Origin of the sequence: Aquabacterium sp., assembly GCF_036273115.1 — a bacterium.
Classification (GTDB): Bacteria; Pseudomonadota; Gammaproteobacteria; order Burkholderiales; family Burkholderiaceae_C; genus Aquabacterium.
This window is the reverse complement of record NZ_DASUIN010000028.1, coordinates 124,773-142,354: the sequence shown is the minus strand read 5'-3', so window position 1 is coordinate 142,354 and position 17,582 is coordinate 124,773. Positions and strand designations below refer to the sequence as shown.

Genomic DNA, 17,582 nt, shown 5'->3' with positions numbered 1-17,582 from the left:
CCAATGAAGAAAGGGGACCGTCAGGTCCCCTTTCTGCTTTACCTTGTTGCCTCGGGCGCTCAGTGTTGGCGCTCAAAGGGCAAGGTGATGTGGCTGAGATCTTTGCGCGTCTCGACCAGAACCAGCGGGCCTTCATCCACGATTTGAACGGGCTTGCGTTCGCGCGGGACATGAACGGGCTTGGGCTCGTTGGCGATGGCTTCCTGCACGGCACGGATTTTGTCCGCATCCGAATTCACCCATTCCAGGCCGGCGGACTGAGCAATGCCGTGCAATTCTTGCAGTGGCAGCACATATGGCTCAGCGCGAACTGCTGCAGGAGCAGGCGCTTGCTCCACCGGGGCGGGCGCAGGAGCGGGTTCCGTCGCAGCGGGAGCCACCAGATCAGGCTGAGCGGGTGCAACAGCGGTGTTGGCGGCGGCTTCGGTCACGGACGCCTGAACTGCTGCCTCGACTTCTGTAGTCGCTGGTGTGCCCTGATCTTGCGTGGCACTTTCAACGTTGGCTTCGCCTTGCTCGGTGCGCTCGCGTCGGTCGCGACGATAGCGATCGCGGCTACGACGAGCGCGCCCGTCTTCTTCTGTGCGCTCGTCGCTCGAGACGGGGGCTTGTTCGGTTGCGGCGGCGCCAGTTGCTTCAGAGCCGATGTCGGTGGTTTCAACCGTGTTCTGGCCCTCTTCGCGCTCGCCGCGACCACGACCGCCTCGACGGCGACGACGGTTGCCATCACCGCGCTCACCACCGTTGGTGTCGGTGGTGCTGTCGGCGCTAGGCTCATTCGTCAAAGCGGTGGTCAGGCTGGTCTCTGCTGCGGCCTGGGCCTCGCGGTTCGGGCGTTCGGTGCGTTCACCACGCTGGCGACCGCGACGGCCGTCGTTACGGCTGTTGGTCGATTCGTCGCGTTGGGCGTCGCCATTCTGGCTTTGCGCACCGACTTCGCTGGTCGCCAACTGTTGGCGGTCTTCGCGTTGGTTGCGGCGACCTTGACGGCCTTCGCCACCGCGTTCACCTCGGGGGCTGCGCTCACCGCCGCGTTCAGCGCGCTCACCGCGTTCGCCACGGTCATTGCGGCGTTGGCCGTCACGACGGCTGTTGCCGCCACGGTTGCCGGGTTTGGTGCTCTCGGCCTCTTTGGCTTCGGTTTTGGGTTCGGGCGTGGGGGCGGCCACGGCAGGGGCTGCGCTCGCACCGCTGAACAGGCGCTTGAGCCAACCGAAGAAGCCACCGGTAGCGGGCTTGGCTTGAGCTGGGGCTGCGGGTGGGGCCACAGCGATGGGAGCCTCCAGGGCTGGCTCATGCTTGGCCGGCGCCACTGGCGCAGGTTGATCGGGCAGCACGCCCTTGATCACCGGCTCTTGCTTGGGCTTGGCTTTCTCGCGACGAGTGATGCCGACTTCGTCGTCCTGTTCTTCGATCATGGTGTAGCTCGCTTGGATGTTTTCCAGGCGAGGGTCGTCATGACGCAGGCGTTCCAGCTTGTAGTTCGGGGTCTCGAGGTGCTTGTTTGGCACCAGCAGCACAGTGACGCGCTGCTTGAGTTCGATCTTGGTGATTTCCGTGCGCTTCTCGTTGAGCAGGAAGGAGGTTACCTCCACGGGCACTTGGACGTGCACGGCGGCGGTGTTGTCCTTCATGGACTCTTCTTGAATGATGCGCAGGATTTGCAGCGCCGACGATTCGGTATCACGGATGTGGCCGGTGCCGTTGCAGCGCGGGCAGGTAATGTGCGAGCCTTCCGACAGGGCGGGGCGCAAACGCTGACGCGACATTTCCAGCAAGCCGAACTTCGAGATTGAGCTGAACTGCACGCGCGCGCGGTCATAGCGCAGGGCGTCACGCAGGCGCTGCTCCACCTCACGGCGGTTCTTGCTGTCCTCCATGTCGATGAAGTCCATGACGATCAGGCCACCCAGATCGCGCAGACGCATCTGACGGGCAATTTCGTCGGCCGCTTCCAGGTTGGTGCGGAAAGCGGTTTCTTCGATGTCGCCGCCTCGAGTGGCGCGCGCCGAGTTCACGTCAACCGACACGAGTGCTTCGGTGTGATCGATCACGATGGCGCCACCGGAAGGCAGGTTCACCGTGCGGCTGAAGGCGGTCTCGATCTGGTGTTCGATCTGGAAGCGGGCGAACAGTGCGGCGTCGTCGCGGTAGCGCTTGACGCGGTTGGCTGTGTCGGGCATGACATGCAGCATGAACTGCTTGGCTTGCTCGTAGATGTCGTCCGTGTCGATCAGGATTTCGCCAATATCCGCAGTGAAATAGTCGCGGATGGCGCGGATGACCAAGGACGATTCCTGATAAATCAGGAAGGCGCCTTTGCTGCCTTGTGCGGCCTCATCGATGGCCGTCCACAGCTTGAGCATGTAGTTCAAATCCCACTGCAACTCGGCAGGGGTGCGGCCAATGCCGGCGGTGCGGGCGATCAGGCTCATACCCTTGGGGTACTCGAGCTGATCCATGGCTTCCTTGAGTTCTTCGCGCTCGTCGCCCTCAATGCGACGGCTCACGCCACCCCCACGAGGGTTGTTGGGCATCAGAACCAGGTATCGACCAGCCAAGGAAATGAAGGTGGTCAGAGCTGCGCCCTTGTTGCCACGCTCTTCCTTTTCCACCTGAACCAGCAGTTCCTGGCCTTCCTTGATGACGTCCTGGATCTTCGCCGAGCGGACTTCGACGCCATCCTTGAAGTACTGACGTGAAATTTCCTTGAATGGCAAGAAGCCATGGCGCTCTTCGCCGTAATCGACGAAGCAGGCCTCCAGAGAGGGTTCAACGCGGGTGACAACAGCCTTGTAAATGTTGCCCTTGCGTTGTTCTCGGCCCTCGATCTCAGTTTCGAAATCGAGCAGTTTTTGTCCGTCAACAATGGCCAGGCGCCGTTCTTCCGGCTGCGTGGCGTTGATCAGCATGCGCTTCATGTGGTCTCCACAGTTCGTTCGAGACCGCGCCTGGATGGCGCAGGCGCAGCCTCAAATCACCCCAGGCTTTACAGCCAGAGGCAGCTTCATGCACGAGCAACGAAGTTGAACCGGGAAGGAATTGCCGTGAATGCGTCAGACCCGAGAGGGTCAATGACGCAGGGGCGCGCGCGTCGAGACTTGGACACGGGGCTGTTGCCACTCCATGCACCATAGCCACCCGAAAACCAATGGGGCGGCTGAGCTAGCGTAGGGGGTGGAAGAAGCGGGCGCATCTATCAGATCCGATCCAGAGACGCGATAGCAAGCGCTGCGTGACACCTTCTGGGTGTCAGGGCGCGGCAGGCTAGGCAGATTCGGATACAGGATGGGCCGTTGCACGTGGGCAGTCACTCGACACAGAAACCAGCGCTAGGCACGCTGGTCTCAGAAAAACCTTGATTCGTGGTTCGATCTACGTCGGCTCTGACAAGCGCTGCAAGAAGGCAAGGCCACACCTTGGGTGGTCTTCTCCGACTCGGCAACCCTTGTTGCATCACCATCGATTTTGGCGGGACTCCCCGCCGAGCCTTGTCATGTTTGCTCAGTCAGACCATCTCAAAAGGTAAACTCCGGTCTGGCTTTGCCGTTTCTTGCTGCCGATATCGCGCAGGCAATATCAACAAACAATACATTTCATAACGTGGCTCAGCCCATTATAGGTGCGAAATCCGCACTTTCTCGCGCCAAAAAAACCGGGAAATCCCAGCCCGCGCCAGCGGTTAAGGCTGCGCCAACCCAGGTCTCTGCGGCTGTGCAACACCTCACGGTGGATGAGGGTGGGGCTGGCCAGCGCCTGGATAATTTCCTCATCAAGGTGCTCAAGGGCGCCCCCAAGACCTTGGTGTACCGGATCATTCGCAGTGGCGAGGTTCGTGTCAACAAGGGGCGAGCGGCCGCTGACACCCGGTTGGAGGTTGGCGATGAGGTGCGGGTGCCACCCCTGCGCTTGACCGAGAAAACCGAGAACGTCGCACCTGCGAGAGAATTCCCGGTCTTGTTTGAGGATGAGTACCTCCTGGCCATCAACAAACCCGCCGGGGTGGCCGTACACGGAGGAAGTGGCGTCAGTCATGGCGTGATCGAGCAGTTGCGACGAGCTCGGCCTCAGGCCAAGTTCCTGGAGTTGGTGCACCGACTCGATAAGGAAACCTCGGGAATCTTGTTGATTGCCAAGAAACGGGGGGCTCTGGTCGCTTTGCAGGATTACTTTCGGCATCGTCAAGCCCACAAAACCTATGCCACCTTGGTGATCGGCGCTTGGCCGGAGCAGAAAAAGGTCATCGATGTGGCCTTGCACAAGTATTTGACGGCGGAGGGCGAGCGTCGGGTGAAGGCGGTCGCGCAAGATGATGATGCCGGCAGACGGTCGATTTCGATCGTGCGCGTGGTTCAGCGTTACGAGCAGTATTCCCTCCTTGACGTCACGATCAAAACAGGTCGGACCCACCAGATCCGCGTTCACCTGTCGCACGAGGGGCATCCGATTGTGGGCGACGACAAATACGGCGACTTTGCGCTCAACAAGCAGTTGGCCAAGGGCGATGCCCGTTTTGTCCGTATGTTTCTACATGCGCGGTATCTTCGATTGCCTCACCCTGTGACCGGGGAAGATCTCGTGCTTGAGGCACCTATTCCGCCGGATTGCCAAGCCTTGCTTGATACCCTTTCTTGAGTACTTACGCAATGAACACCGCTTCCAATGATGTCCTGCGACCGCGTCAATACGATCTGGTGGTGTTTGACTGGGACGGTACGCTTTACGACTCTACGGCGCTGATCGTCAAGGCAATTCAATCAGCTTGTGCGGACCTCGGTCTGCCCGTTCCGCCGCGCTCAGAGGCCGCCTACGTGATTGGACTGGGATTGCACGACGCGTTGGCCCACGTGGCGCCCACGCTGCCACCTGAGCGTGTGCCTGAATTGGGGCTGCGCTACCGGCATCACTATTTCGCGAGCCAGCACGAACTGAGCTTGTTCGAAGGCACGCTCGATTTGTTGGCCGCACTCAAAGCTCGTAACCATTGGTTGGCGGTGGCAACCGGCAAGTCTCGTCAAGGCTTGAATGAGGCGCTGACCCATGTCGAACTCAAGGGCGTGTTTGATGGCACCCGGACGGCGGACGAAACCGCTTCCAAGCCTCATCCGATGATGTTGCAAGAGTTGATGGCGGAATTCGGTGTCGAGCCCGATCGAACTTTGATGATTGGTGACACCACGCATGATCTGCAGTTGGCCGCAAATGCCGGCACACACAGCGTGGCGGTCAGTTATGGGGCACATCAGCCAGATACGTTTGCCGCGTTCAGCCCGCGGTATGTTGCCCACTCCATGGCTGATCTGCATCAGTGGTTGATCGAGCATGCCTGAACTGAATATGGTTTGGCAGCCGCTTTGCCAGTCAAGCGACCTGGAAGAGTCTGGGCGCGCGGTTCTGTTTGATGTCATCGAGTTCGGGCATACGGTTCAGGCCTTTGCGGTACGGCATGACAATGTCGCGGTGGCTTATCTGAACCGGTGTGCGCATGTCCCTACAGCCATGGATTGGCAGGAGGGGCAATTTTTTGACCAGGATAAGCGCTTCATCATCTGTTCGATACATGGCGCGATGTATGAGCCATTGAACGGACGCTGCGTGGCTGGTCCCTGTCCGGGAGCACGTCTCCTGTCTATTGAGTTGAAAGAAGAGGGGGGCGAGGTGTTCTGGCGCCCCACAGATCGTTTTCAACCCGTTTTTTAATCAAATCCAGTCGATCTAGAGTCATCTGATGAGCGATCAAGATTCCAAATCCGTCGACCTGTCTGCGACGCAAAATGCATTGTTGAGCCAATTCGCGCGGGCCTACCTGGACCAGCAGCGCCGGGAGCAGCGTTGGCGTTGGTTCTGGCGCTCGGTCTGGTTGCTGGTTGCGGCCAGCATGATCTGGGCGACCATCGAGAGCGTGCCTTCCGCCACGGCACCTGTGAAGCCTCACACTGCGTTGGTCGAAATTCGCGGGGAAATTGCTGCGGAAACCGATGCCAGCGCCGACAGCTTGATGACAGCATTGCGCAGCGCATTTGAGGATGCGGGCGCGCGTGCCGTTGTGCTGCGGATCAATTCGCCGGGCGGTAGCCCGGTTCAGGCAGGGTTGGTCAACGACGAGGTTCGGCGCCTGAAGGCGCTGCATAAAAAGAAGGTCTACGCCGTGTGTGAGGAAATGTGTGCCTCAGCGGCCTACTACATCGCGGTTTCGGCGGACCAGATCTATGTCGACAAGGCTTCGTTGGTCGGTTCCATTGGGGTGCTGATGGACAGCTTCGGCTTCGTGGGCATCATGGACAAGCTTGGTATCGAACGTCGGTTGATGACCGCAGGCGAAAACAAAGGCATGCTCGACCCGTTCTCTCCCCGGAATCCCAGGCAGGATGGCTTTGCCCAGTCCATGCTGGATCAAATCCATCAACAGTTCATCCAGGTGGTGCGCGCAGGTCGAGGCAAGCGCTTGAAGGAAACACCCGAGACCTTCTCCGGGTTGTTCTGGAATGGCCAGAACGCGGTTGAGTTGGGTCTGGCTGATGGCCTGGGCAGCCTCGATCAGGTGGCCCGTGACATCGTCAAGGCCGAAGACATTGTGGATTACACCCTGAAGGAAAACCTCGCAGAGCGTCTTGCCAAGCGATTTGGGGCGGCAATTGGCGCCGGTGCGGTTCGTGCCGCACGCTCATCCGCTTCGATTCACTGAATAGGCTTCACCGAGGGCTGGACGTTATCCAGCCCTTCTACGAGGCGTCGAGCGGCGTCGTTGGACAGCGTCAACAATTGCGCGATGTCCGCGATGTCATCTGGCAGTGCGGCCAAGGCATGGGGGTCCTGCCAGCCGTATTGCGTGTGACGGGCGAGACGAACCGCCAACATCACGGTGCGCACCTTGGGGTGGTGGGCGTTGTGGTCATCGGTGGTTTGGCGAAGCAACTCGGGCAGGTGCCAGTGTTGCATCAGAGATTGTCCGAGGTCGACCAGCTCGATGCCCAAGACCTCGTTCTGGATGTCGGCTGAGCGAATATGGAAATCTGCTTTCTGGCGCCGTGCCATTTCCGTGGCCAGCTTGGGGGCATGGCACCACAACAGCATTTCGGCGAAGTCGTGCAACAGGGCGGCCTCTTGCATGACCATCACGTCTTCATCTTGGCGGTGCACGGCAAACCGCAGCGCAAAGTTGGATGCCCGCCGCGCACGCGTGATGACTTTCAATAAGCCGCTGAGAGCCTCAGGGTAGGGGCGCAGCCAAGAAAGCACGTCGGGGGTGCTGGCAAAAGCTTTGAAGAACGGCCCGACCCCCTGCATCACGATCGCCCCGACCAGTGCTTCTGGGGGCTCGATGCTCTGGCGCATGCACATCCGAGAGACATGCACCAAGACCTTCAGGGTCATCAATGGGTCATTGCCGAAACTGTCTGCCAAGGTGTGGGCATCAACTGATCCGTTGGCCTCTTCAATCGCATGAAGTTGGGCCATTTCGGCGACAGAGCCGGGCAGCACGGGAATTTCAGCGTCAGAAAACGCCTGGGTCCAGGCTCGTAACGATGAAAGTGGTTCGTCGATCATGGGCTGCAATGTGGTGCGCCTGTCATGATCTGTTTATCGGCACAAACCGCGATGTGACAAATCAGGGCGCACCCGCGGTTTGTGCTTTGCTGCATGAAGAGGGCCAACTTTTCACGATAAATCGTGTCAAGTTGGCCACAGTTCAAGCTCGCGGCGATCAGTTGCCGCCCAGCAGAGCCGACTTCAGGTCGGAGTCAACAGGCTTCTCGCCCAGCCAGATCTTCAGCATGGCCTTGTAGAAGTCGTCGCCGGAGATCTCGCTGCCTTTTTGTTGGCCATTCACCGACACGCGCAGACCGACGCCAGGCACGCTGGTCATGTGGATCACGGTGCCTTCCTTGACGGTACCGAAGGTCAGCATCAGGTTGCGCAGTTGGTCCAGCTTGGGTTGGAACTTGGCGATGTCAGCGTCGCTGTTGTTGGCCTTGAAGCCGTCGATCATGGCCTCAGCGAACTTCTCGCCGGTCAGTTCGCGCAGCAAAACGATCTGCATGCTCTTGGCGCCAGCGGTGTTCAGTGCCTTGCCTTCGGAGGACACCTTGCTAGGCAGATACAGGCCAGCAGCGTACACGTCAACGATGATCTTGACGCGAACGCCTGCGCCGTTGAGGACCAGGTTCTGGCCAGCCACTTGCAGGTTGTCTTCAAATTTGGCGCTCTTGACTTGAACGGCGGCCAGGGCGGGCATGGCAGCGACAGCGGCGGCCAGGATCAACGAGCGTGCGAACGATTTCATTGCTTTCTCTCCGAAAAAAGGGGAATGGCAGGTTTATTAACGTGGCTACCTGCTTCGAGTTGACGACCATAGCGCAAAAATCGCCTTCTCCAATTGGGGCAACCCTAGGGGAAGCCCTCCGCTTGAGGGGCGGAAAGGCAACGAATCCCGCGTTTGAGTGCTCGCTTGCAGGCAGAATCACGGAACCGTTAGAAAGAGCACTGCATGGCATTCCTCGTCATCGATATTGGCAATACCCGCCTGAAGTGGGGTCTCTACGAAAAAGCCTCACCTGGCGCTGCCTTGATGGCACATGGGGCCGTGGTGTTGGAGGACATCGATCACCTCTGGGACACGGCTTGGAAAGATTTGCCTCGACCTCAGGCCATGCTGGGTTGCGTGGTAGCGGGTGAGGTCATCAAGCGTCGGGTCGAGGAGCAGTTGTCGGTCTGGGGCTTGAAGCCGCGCTGGTTGGTTTCGGGGGCTCAGGCAGGCGGTGTGATCAACGGCTACGAGCATCCACAACGTCTGGGTTCAGACCGTTGGGCGGCCATCATCGGGGCACGTCAGCGCGCCATCTCGAGCCAGCCCGGCAACCCTCCACCGGTTTTGGCTGTGATGGTCGGAACGGCGGTCACAGTCGACGCTGTCGATCAGGATGGTCGCTTCCTGGGGGGCTTGATCATGCCCGGATTCGGTTTGATGTATCGCGCACTCGAAAGCGGTACAGCGGGCCTGAAGGTGCCGACGGGTGAGGTGCGCGATTTCCCTACAAACACCAGTGATGCACTGATGAGTGGGGGCACCGATGCCATTGCCGGTGCGATTGAGCGCAGTCTGCGGCGTCTGGCCAAGAAAACGGGCCGCCAGCCGATGTTGATCATGTCTGGCGGCGCCGTCTCAAGGCTGTCTCACGTAGAAGAGTTGCCCGGCAGCATCGTTGAAAACCTGATTTTCGAAGGGCTTCTGACGCTGGCCGAGTCTGCTGTCACAGAATGAAGCGGGAGAGGTCTTCGTTGTGAGCCAACTCGGCCAGGCGACGATCCACCTCAGCCGCGTCGACCTCGTGAGTCTGGCCACTGAGATTAGGGGCGTTGAAGGACAACTCCTCCAGTAGTCGCTCCATCACAGTCGACAGGCGGCGAGCACCGATGTTTTCAGTGCGTTCGTTTACTTCGTAGGCGATCTGTGCCAGGCGCTTGATGGCGTCGGGCGTGAAGCTCAAGGTCACGCCCTCTGCGGACAGAAGGGCCTGGTATTGCTTGATCAGGCTGGCTGTAGGCTGGGTCAGAATGGCCTCGAAGTCGTCCACAGAGAGCGACGACAACTCCACCCGAATGGGGAAGCGCCCCTGCAATTCTGGAATCAGGTCGCTCGGCTTGTTGAGGTGGAAGGCACCCGAGGCAATGAACAGAATGTGATCTGTCTTGACCATGCCGTATTTGGTACTGACCGTGGTGCCCTCGACCAAGGGCAACAGATCGCGCTGAACGCCTTGGCGAGACACCTCTGCAGTTTGTCCCTCGGAGCGGCTCGCCACCTTGTCAATTTCGTCAATGAACACGATGCCGTTCTGTTCGGCGCGTTCCAGTGCGCGGGTGCGAACGTCGTCTTCGTTGAGCAGTTTGGCAGACTCTTCCTCGATGAGTTGGGTGCGTGCGTCTGCGACCGTGACCTTGCGGGTTTTGCGCTGGTTCTGTCCCATTTGCGAGAACATGCCACGCAATTGTTCGGCCATGTCTTCCATGCCGGCTGGGCTCAGAATTTCTACCGCAGGCGAGCGGTTCTCGGCCAAGTCGATCTCGATTTCCTTGTCGTCCAGTGAGCCTTCACGCAAGCGCTTGCGCATGACTTGGCGAGCGGTGCTGTCGCTGGCGCTGGCAGACGGGGCGAGGCCGAATTCACTGCGCGGAGGGGGGACCAGCACGTCGAGCAGGCGCTCTTCTGCCGCATCTTCCGCCTTGGCTCGCTGCAGTTTCATTTGCCGCGTGCGTTCCTGTTTGATGGCCGACTCGACCAGATCGCGGATGATGGTGTCGACGTCTTTGCCCACGTAGCCGACTTCCGTGAACTTGGTGGCTTCGACCTTGATGAACGGTGCGTCAGCCAACTTGGCCAAGCGGCGGGCAATTTCGGTTTTGCCTACGCCGGTCGGGCCAATCATCAAGATGTTTTTGGGCGTGATTTCGCCGCGCAATTGCGCATCAACTTGCTGGCGGCGCCAGCGATTGCGCAAGGCAATGGCGACGGCTCGCTTGGCCTGCTTCTGGCCGATGATGTGTTGATCCAGTTCGCTGACGATTTCCTGGGGAGTCATGCTCATGACAGGGTCTCGATGAGGTGGTTCTGATTGGTGTAAATGCACAGATCGCCAGCGATCTCCAGCGATTTTTTGACCATTTCGGCCGCAGTCAGCGTGGTGTTGGCGTGAAGCGCGCGTGCGGCCGCCTGAGCATAGGCGCCACCCGAGCCAATGGCGATGATGCCGTGCTCGGGTTCAAGAACGTCGCCATTGCCGGTGATGATGAGTGAGGTTTCGCGGTCGGCCACCGCCAGCATCGCCTCCAGGCGGCGCAGCACACGATCGGTGCGCCAGTCTCGAGTCAGTTCAACGGCTGCTCGGGCCAGGTGGCCCTGGTGTTTTTCAAGCTTTGCCTCAAACCGCTCGAACAGCGTAAACGCGTCTGCGGTTGCGCCAGCGAAGCCGGCCAGTACCTGTTCTCGGTAGAGCTTGCGTACTTTGCGGGCACTGGCTTTGACAACGATGTGGCCCAGGGTGACCTGGCCGTCGCCGCCCATGGCGACTTCCCAGCCGGTGGGCGTTTGCCGACGAACGCTGACGATCGTCGTGCCGTGGTATGAGTCCATGTAAGGGGCCCGCTGAAGGCGGGGCGCAGTTGAGTTTGCTGCCAGATGAGGGCTGGCAGCGGGGTTTCAAGCCCCTTTAAACCAACTGGAGTTTGACGCGGGCGTGCTCATTGATGCCCATGGCACCAAAGAACAAGGCGACCAAGCGGTGGGGATTGATGAAGTTCACCCCACGATCCTCGGCGCGGCGTGCCAGGACCCAGTTGAGGAGGTCGCCTGCAGCGATGAAGTCGACCCGAAGCAAATAGGTGCAGTCAATGTCCAGCGAGACGCTTTCACCCAACTGGCTGTCCAGCTCGTTCAGGGTGTTGCCAATGTCGCCGATCAATTGGCCTGACAACTCAAGCGACGCCACTTGCACGAACTCGATCTCGTTGTGCATTTGTGATTCCACAAAGCTGGTCGAGATTTCACTGACATGAGACAGTGGCCGTGAGAGGGGGCTAACGGAGTCGTCGAGGACGCGGACACGCGCCTGAGCGGCTTCCCACGAAGGGGGCGACAGCTCGTAAGTGACGCAGTAGTCAATCGCGACTTCGTCAAAGTCGGTTGGGCGATTGCAAAGGCGAAGCATTTCCAGCCGCAGCATCCAGCAGGCTGGGTCGGCATCACGAACGCCGGTTGGGGCGGTGTCGGCCAGAATGTTGAGCAAATTCTCGACGCCGATCCAGTTGATGTCCTGCTTTTCCTTGGCCCATTGCTGCATCAGTTGGGTCAAACCGGCAGCGCCCTCGGGGCTGACGCGGACGACGTCACTCCAGTCCATGGTCCATGGGCGGGGCATTTGCAGGATTTCCACCCGAAGCTGCGAAACGGCTTCCGTATCAAGCAGGCGAGGGGAGATCCATCCCTCCAGCGTCTTGACGGTCTGGCCTTCATCTTCTTGCGTTTCGACGGCCGGGGCCGCGGCAGGTTGCTCCGCTTCGGGGCTGGCGGGGCTCGCCGCTGCCTTCGCTGCGAGATGATCAGCTACGCGTTGTGGCAGTGAATACCACTGAGGTGCCGACAGGCCAAATTTGTGGACGAACGACACGGCCAGGTTCTCGAACGGCTCGGGCAGGTCCAGAGAACGGTAGAAGTCAAACAGGACCATCCAGGTCTCGGTTTGATCATGGCGCGGGCCACCGGGGTTCACCAAGTCCAGCAGGCAGCGTTCGCACAGGTCGAAATCGGCGTTGGCAAACGCAATCACGGCCTCGTCCAACTCCGGATCATGTACCACCTCCGCCACGTCAAAAGCGTGAGGGTTCAGGAAACCCGATGGAGCAGCCATGGGGGCGGCTACAGGTGCTTCGGCGGGGGGGGCGGGGACAGACGTCGGGGCCGGTTGAGCGGCCAGATCAAAATCAAGCGGTTCGTTGACCGATTGCGTGACCCGGGGGATCGAGTCCATGGCCGAAGGCAGAACCGACGGTTGGGTCGGGGCTACCGGTGACACGGTCGGCTTGGGTTGTTTCAATTCGGTCAGTCGGCCATGACCGGAAACCACTGCCGCAGGCGGGCGCATCAAGCGAGCGGCAGGATCGCCCACCATCTGCATTTCAATCTCGTCGATCTTGGCCTTGACCGCGATGTCGGAGCGTGCGCCATTTTGGGGGCGCGAGTCTGGGTCCAGCCGCGAGGCGGAACCCAGCAGCAAGGCGTTGTCTTGACTCAGCCCCTCACGGCGAATCTTACGGAGCATGTCGAGTTCACGCTTGCGCACGAAGTCATTGCGCCGCTTGCGCTCGATCATGGCCTTGATTTCACTCTTGGCGTATTCGCTTTCGCGGTCATCTTCCGACGCAGGGGCATCCAATTCGGTCCAATCCGTGGTCGGATTGGCGACGAATCTCACCACTTTGCGCAAAAAGCTGCCAGAGTCCTTGCTCATGATTCCTGGGGGCGGAGGGTAAAGGTCAAACGTTTGTCCTCAGCGGTTGAATCAATCGCCAAACATCTTTTGCTTCAGCTCACGGCGTTGCTGCGCTTCCAGCGACAGGGTCGCCGTGGGGCGAGCAATGAGGCGACCCAGGCCAATGGGCTCGCCGGTTTCGTCGCAAAAGCCGTACTCGCCAGAGTCGATGCGAGCCAGGGCTTGTGAGATCTTCTTGAGCAGTTTGCGCTCGCGGTCGCGCGTGCGCAACTCAAGCGCGTGCTCTTCTTCGATGGTGGCGCGATCGGCCGGGTCGGGCACGATCGAGGTGTCTTCACGCAGGTGTTCGGTGGTTTCGCCCGCGTTGGACAGCAAGTCTTCCTTTTGAGCCTCGAGTTGCGCGCGGAAAAAATCCAGCTGCTTCTCGTTCATGTACTCGGCCTCTGGCATGGCCAGCAGTTCAGCCTCGGTCAATTCGCGACCAGACTTGGTCTTCCAGGCGTTGGCGAGTTTGGGGTCAACCTTGGTTGCGGGGGTAGGCATGTTGTCTTGTTTACTGATGGGAGACGACGATCGTGCTGGTGCCGCTGATTTGGCTGATACGACAGCTTCGGCAGTCTTGGCGGAAGCTTGAGTCTTCGCAGACGCAGGCTTGCGGGATTCAGCGGGGGAACTGGTTGAGGTGCTTACCTTTTTGGTAGCCGGCTTGGCAGTTTTCGCCGCGGAGGCGGTGGCTTTGGCGAGGGTCGGAGACTTGGTCACAGGATCCTCCTTCATTCAATGCGAGATCCACAGACAGGTTGTCGATATGTTGACGCATGGCCTGAAACTGCACCATCGCCGTCCTTCCAGATTCTGTTCTTGAAATTCGGGGGAGAGCTCTCGCCCTGATCCCAGAAGCGCGCGGATTGTAGCCACGCTTGCGGGAAATTTTCAGGCGCGAGGCTCCGGGGTAACCATTGGTTTCACCCCAAACATTGTTCCAGTCCAGCTTTGAACAGGTCCTGTGGCAAGTCAATGCCGATGAACACCATCTTGCTGTTCTTGGTTTCGCCAGCGGCCCATTTCGGGCCAACGTCACTGCCCATCAACTGGTGAACACCTTGGAACACGACCTTGCGGTCCATGCCTGAGACATACAAAACGCCTTTGTAACGCAGCATTTTGGGGCCGTAGATCTGAACGATCGAGCCCAGGAAATCTTCCAGCTTTGTGGCGTTAAACGGACGGTTTGACTTGAAGACAAATGACTTCACGTCGTCGTCGTGAGCGTGATGATGCGGGTGGTCGCAGTGATCGCCGTGCGCGTGATCGTGTCCGCAATCATGATGGTGATCGTGATGGTGGCCACCTTCGTTCAGGAAATCGGGGTCGATATCGAGCTTGGCGTTGAGGTTGAATCCCTTCAGATCCAGCACCTCTTGCAGTGGTACTTCACCAAAGTGAACCCGCTTTTGAGGGGCGCGAGGGTTCATGTGCTTGAGTCGATGCGCCAGTGCATCCGCCTCGGCAGGCGTAACCAGATCGGTCTTGCTGATGAAGATCTGGTCGGCAAAGCCGACTTGACGGCGAGCTTCCTGACGATCATCGAGTTGCTTGTCGGCGTGCTTGGCGTCGACCAGAGTGACGATGGCGTCGAGCAGGTACAGCTCGGCGATTTCGTCGTCCATGAAGAACGTCTGGGCCACAGGGCCTGGATCGGCTACGCCGGTGGTTTCGATGATGACGCGATCAAAGGTGAGCGTGCCCGCGCGCTTTTGCTTGGCCAAGTCGGCCAACGTTTCTCGCAGGTCTTCGCGGATCGTGCAACAGACGCAGCCGTTGCTCATCTGAATGATCTGCTCTTCGGTGTCGGCAACGAGGATGTCGTTGTCGATGTTTTCTTCACCGAACTCGTTTTCGATCACGGCAATTTTCTGACCGTGGGCTTCTGTCAGGACACGCTTGAGCAGGGTGGTTTTGCCGCTGCCCAGGAATCCGGTAAGGATGGTGACTGGAATCTGGCTCATATGTTGAGTGTAGCCCCGTAAACGCGGGCGTCGAGGGGCGGTGTGACGGAATTGACATGGGTATGGGGTATTCTTGGGGCATCGTAACCAAGGCACCCCTGCTGTGTCCGAACCTTCCCCTAGTCGCCCCAAGCCGACCGATAAACCCGGTGCCGCGTCTGCGCGTGAGCGTGATCAGCGCAGTCTGTTTGAACGAGTGGTTGAATTTCTTTCGCCCGGCCCCGATTCGACAGACGAGCTCATTGAAACCCTGGCTGAGGCTGAACATCGGGAGTTGATTGAACCCGAATCCCGAGTGATGCTGGAGGGCGTCATTCGTATGGCCGATATGACCGCCGGCGATGTGATGGTGGCCGTCAAGCGCATGGACATGCTTGATATTGACGCGCCGTACGAGCAGATTCTTCAGCAGGTGATCAATACTGGCCATTCCCGGTTTCCAGTTTTCGAAGGCACCCGCGACAACATCATTGGTATTTTGCTGGCCAAAGATTTGCTCAAGCTGCAGCGCGCGCCTGAACTGAATTTGCGGACCCTTCTGCGCGCCCCCGAGTTTGTGCCCGAATCCAAGGGGCTGAATCAAATGCTGCGGGAATTTCGTTCGAATCGAAGTCACCTGGCTATCGTGATCGACGAGTTTGGCAAGACGGCCGGTCTTCTGACCATCGAGGACGTGCTGGAAGAAATCGTGGGTGAAATCGAAGATGAGTTCGATGCAGAAGACGCCCAGTCCAGCATCTTCACGTTGGCCGATGGAAGCAAGCGAGTGGCCGGCGACGCCACGATTGACGATGTCAACGATGCCTTCGGTGCCCAATTGCCGACCGAAGACTTTGACACCATTGGCGGTTTGGTCGCGCACGAATTGGGGCGCGTGCCTCGGCGTGGAGAGTCGGTGGATGTGGGGGGCTTGACCCTCACAGTCATGCTCGGCCGCGGTGGGGCGGTTCGTTGGTTCAAAGTGACTCGGGCGGCGGCATCCGACGCCGCTGAGTCGTGATGCCGGCCTGTTGATCGAGCATGAGGTTGCGTTACAGGCTGGATGGCGGCAAGCACTGGGTGGTCTTGGCTGCGGGTGCACTGCACGCTGTGGCCCTGACTCCCTGGACTGCGCAATTGTGGGCCCCGTTGTCGGCGTGGATGCAAACCGCCGGTTTGCTGACCTTGCTTTGGGTCTTGTCCGTTGTGACGCGGCCAGGGCAGGCTGCGTGGTTGGCCTGGCTCTATGGAGGCATGTGGCTCGTCGGCGGAACGGGTTGGACTTATGTCAGCTTGCATCGATTTGGCGGTTTGCCGTCGTGGTTGGCGGCGTTATCCGTCTTGCTGCTGTCGCTGTTTTTGTCGGTTTACCTGGCTCTGGCTGTTGCTTGCTGGGCGCGTTGGCGTAGACAGATCTGGTGGCGTGATGCCTTGTCTTTTGGGGCATTGTGGCTTTTGGCTGAACTGGCCCGTGCCATGGTCTTGACCGGGTTTCCTTGGGCAGCGAGCGGCTACGGTCTGGTGGACGTGTCGTGGCGTTGGCTGGCGCCATGGCTTGGCGTCTATGGCGTGGGGGCGGTCTGGGCCTGGGCTGTGGCGTGCGTTGTGTTGCTATGGCGTACCAAGCAGGGCGCACTTGCTGTGCTTTCGGCCTCATTGCTGCTTGCCTCGGTGTCGTATCAACCGGAGCGTCCTCTATGGGCGTTTACCAAGCCGTTTGAGCAGCCCTTGACCGTGAGCTTGCTGCAAGGCAACGTTCCGCAAGACGAAAAATTCGTCCCCGAGTTGCAAGTGCCGATGTTGCTGTGGCACGGACGTGAGTTGCTGGCTTCTTCGGCCGATCTGGTCGTGGCGCCAGAGACGGCTGTGCCGCTCTTGCCTTCCCAGCTACCCGAGGATTACTGGGCAGGCTTGCTCAACGGCTTTCGTCGCGGAGACAAGCACGCCTTGTTTGGCGTTCCGCTGGGCAGTTTCGAGCATGGCTACACCAACTCGGTGGTTGGTTTGTCGGCTTCGGCAGCCAAGCTGCCGCAGGGCTACTATCAATACGACAAACACCATCTGGTTCCTTTTGGCGAGTTCATTCCCTTTGGGTTCCACTGGTTTGTGCAGTTGATGAACATTCCTTTGGGTGACTTCTCCCGAGGGCCGTTGGCGCCTGATTCTTTTCCCGTGAAAGGCCAGAGGGTGGCGCCCACCATCTGCTACGAAGACTTGTACGGCGAGGAAATTGCGGCACGCTTCACGGATTCCGCCAAGGCTCCCACGATTCTGGCGAACGTGAGCAATCTGGCTTGGTTTGGCGAGGAGTTGGCCATTTTCCAGCACCACCAGATCGCCCGTATGCGCTCTCTGGAATTCCAGATTCCCACCATTCGGGCCACCAACACGGGGGCCACCATGATTGTTGATGCGGACGGTCGTGTGACACATCAGCTCGCGTCCAACCAGCGCGGTGTGTTGGTGGGGGCGGTGCAGGGCTTTTCGGGGGTGACGGCCTACGCCTGGTGGGCGGGGCGCCTGGGTTTGTGGCCCTTGGTCGCATTGGCTCTCCTGATGGCCGTCCCATTTAATAGAATCGGTGTTTTGCGTCGGTAAAAAAACGGCG

Annotated in this window: 15 protein-coding genes; 7 read left to right on the top strand and 8 right to left on the bottom strand. The window is 59.4% G+C overall.

Annotated features, from left to right (window positions below; genetic code table 11):
• Positions 1–59: 59 nt before the first annotated feature.
• Positions 60–2,921 carry an Rne/Rng family ribonuclease gene (locus VFW72_RS12620; protein WP_329674648.1) on the bottom strand — a complete coding sequence of 954 codons (2,862 nt, stop codon included), beginning with the start codon at positions 2,919–2,921 and terminating at the stop codon, positions 60–62.
• Between the two features lie 793 nt (positions 2,922–3,714).
• Between VFW72_RS12620 and VFW72_RS12615 the strand changes: the two genes are divergently transcribed.
• The 4 genes from VFW72_RS12615 to VFW72_RS12600 are packed head-to-tail and all read left to right on the top strand — an operon-like array spanning position 3,715 to position 6,685.
• Entirely contained in the window at positions 3,715–4,635 is a 921-nt protein-coding gene (locus tag VFW72_RS12615) for an RluA family pseudouridine synthase (protein WP_329674647.1), read from the top strand.
• A gap of 11 nt (positions 4,636–4,646) precedes the next feature.
• Positions 4,647–5,330 (top strand): HAD-IA family hydrolase, encoded by a 684-nt coding sequence (locus tag VFW72_RS12610; RefSeq protein WP_329674646.1) that lies wholly within the window; start codon positions 4,647–4,649, stop codon positions 5,328–5,330.
• Positions 5,323–5,700, top strand: a complete 378-nt coding sequence (locus VFW72_RS12605) for a Rieske (2Fe-2S) protein (protein ID WP_329674645.1) — start codon at positions 5,323–5,325, stop codon at positions 5,698–5,700. The genes VFW72_RS12610 and VFW72_RS12605 overlap by 8 nt, the downstream gene beginning before the upstream one ends.
• A gap of 28 nt (positions 5,701–5,728) precedes the next feature.
• Positions 5,729–6,685: a S49 family peptidase gene (locus tag VFW72_RS12600; RefSeq protein ID WP_329674644.1), complete on the top strand. Its 957-nt coding sequence runs from the start codon at positions 5,729–5,731 to the stop codon at positions 6,683–6,685.
• Here VFW72_RS12600 and VFW72_RS12595 read toward each other — a convergent pair.
• Positions 6,679–7,548 carry an HDOD domain-containing protein gene (locus VFW72_RS12595; RefSeq protein WP_329674643.1) on the bottom strand — a complete coding sequence of 290 codons (870 nt, stop codon included), beginning with the start codon at positions 7,546–7,548 and terminating at the stop codon, positions 6,679–6,681. The two genes, VFW72_RS12600 and VFW72_RS12595, sit on opposite strands and share 7 nt — an antisense overlap.
• Positions 7,549–7,705: 157 nt before the next feature.
• A complete protein-coding gene (locus VFW72_RS12590) occupies positions 7,706–8,284 on the bottom strand; it encodes a chalcone isomerase family protein (RefSeq protein WP_329674642.1) in 579 nt (192 codons plus the stop codon).
• Between the two features lie 204 nt (positions 8,285–8,488).
• Here VFW72_RS12590 and VFW72_RS12585 point away from each other — a divergent pair, with 204 nt between their 5' ends.
• Complete coding sequence (locus VFW72_RS12585) at positions 8,489–9,262, top strand: type III pantothenate kinase (RefSeq protein WP_329674641.1); 774 nt, start codon at positions 8,489–8,491, stop codon at positions 9,260–9,262.
• Here VFW72_RS12585 and hslU read toward each other — a convergent pair.
• From hslU to VFW72_RS12560, 5 genes are all read right to left on the bottom strand, one after another.
• Positions 9,252–10,586 (bottom strand): ATP-dependent protease ATPase subunit HslU, encoded by a 1,335-nt coding sequence (hslU, locus tag VFW72_RS12580; RefSeq protein ID WP_329674640.1) that lies wholly within the window; start codon positions 10,584–10,586, stop codon positions 9,252–9,254. The two genes, VFW72_RS12585 and hslU, sit on opposite strands and share 11 nt — an antisense overlap.
• Positions 10,583–11,131, bottom strand: coding sequence for an ATP-dependent protease subunit HslV (gene hslV, locus VFW72_RS12575; protein WP_329674639.1), 549 nt, complete (start codon positions 11,129–11,131; stop codon positions 10,583–10,585). The genes hslU and hslV overlap by 4 nt, the downstream gene beginning before the upstream one ends.
• A gap of 76 nt (positions 11,132–11,207) precedes the next feature.
• Positions 11,208–13,004 (bottom strand): hypothetical protein, encoded by a 1,797-nt coding sequence (locus VFW72_RS12570; RefSeq protein ID WP_329674638.1) that lies wholly within the window; start codon positions 13,002–13,004, stop codon positions 11,208–11,210.
• Positions 13,005–13,055: 51 nt separating this feature from the next.
• Positions 13,056–13,763, bottom strand: a complete 708-nt coding sequence (gene dksA, locus VFW72_RS12565) for an RNA polymerase-binding protein DksA (RefSeq protein WP_329674637.1) — start codon at positions 13,761–13,763, stop codon at positions 13,056–13,058.
• Between the two features lie 188 nt (positions 13,764–13,951).
• Positions 13,952–14,995: a GTP-binding protein gene (locus tag VFW72_RS12560; RefSeq protein ID WP_329674636.1), complete on the bottom strand. Its 1,044-nt coding sequence runs from the start codon at positions 14,993–14,995 to the stop codon at positions 13,952–13,954.
• Positions 14,996–15,098: 103 nt separating this feature from the next.
• Here VFW72_RS12560 and VFW72_RS12555 point away from each other — a divergent pair, with 103 nt between their 5' ends.
• Both VFW72_RS12555 and lnt read left to right on the top strand, forming a co-directional pair.
• On the top strand, positions 15,099–15,995 hold the full coding sequence (locus tag VFW72_RS12555; RefSeq protein ID WP_329674635.1) for an HlyC/CorC family transporter: 897 nt from the start codon (positions 15,099–15,101) through the stop codon (positions 15,993–15,995).
• 20 nt (positions 15,996–16,015) lie between these two features.
• Positions 16,016–17,572 (top strand): apolipoprotein N-acyltransferase, encoded by a 1,557-nt coding sequence (gene lnt, locus VFW72_RS12550; RefSeq protein ID WP_329674634.1) that lies wholly within the window; start codon positions 16,016–16,018, stop codon positions 17,570–17,572.
• The last annotated feature ends 10 nt before the right edge of the window (positions 17,573–17,582 follow it).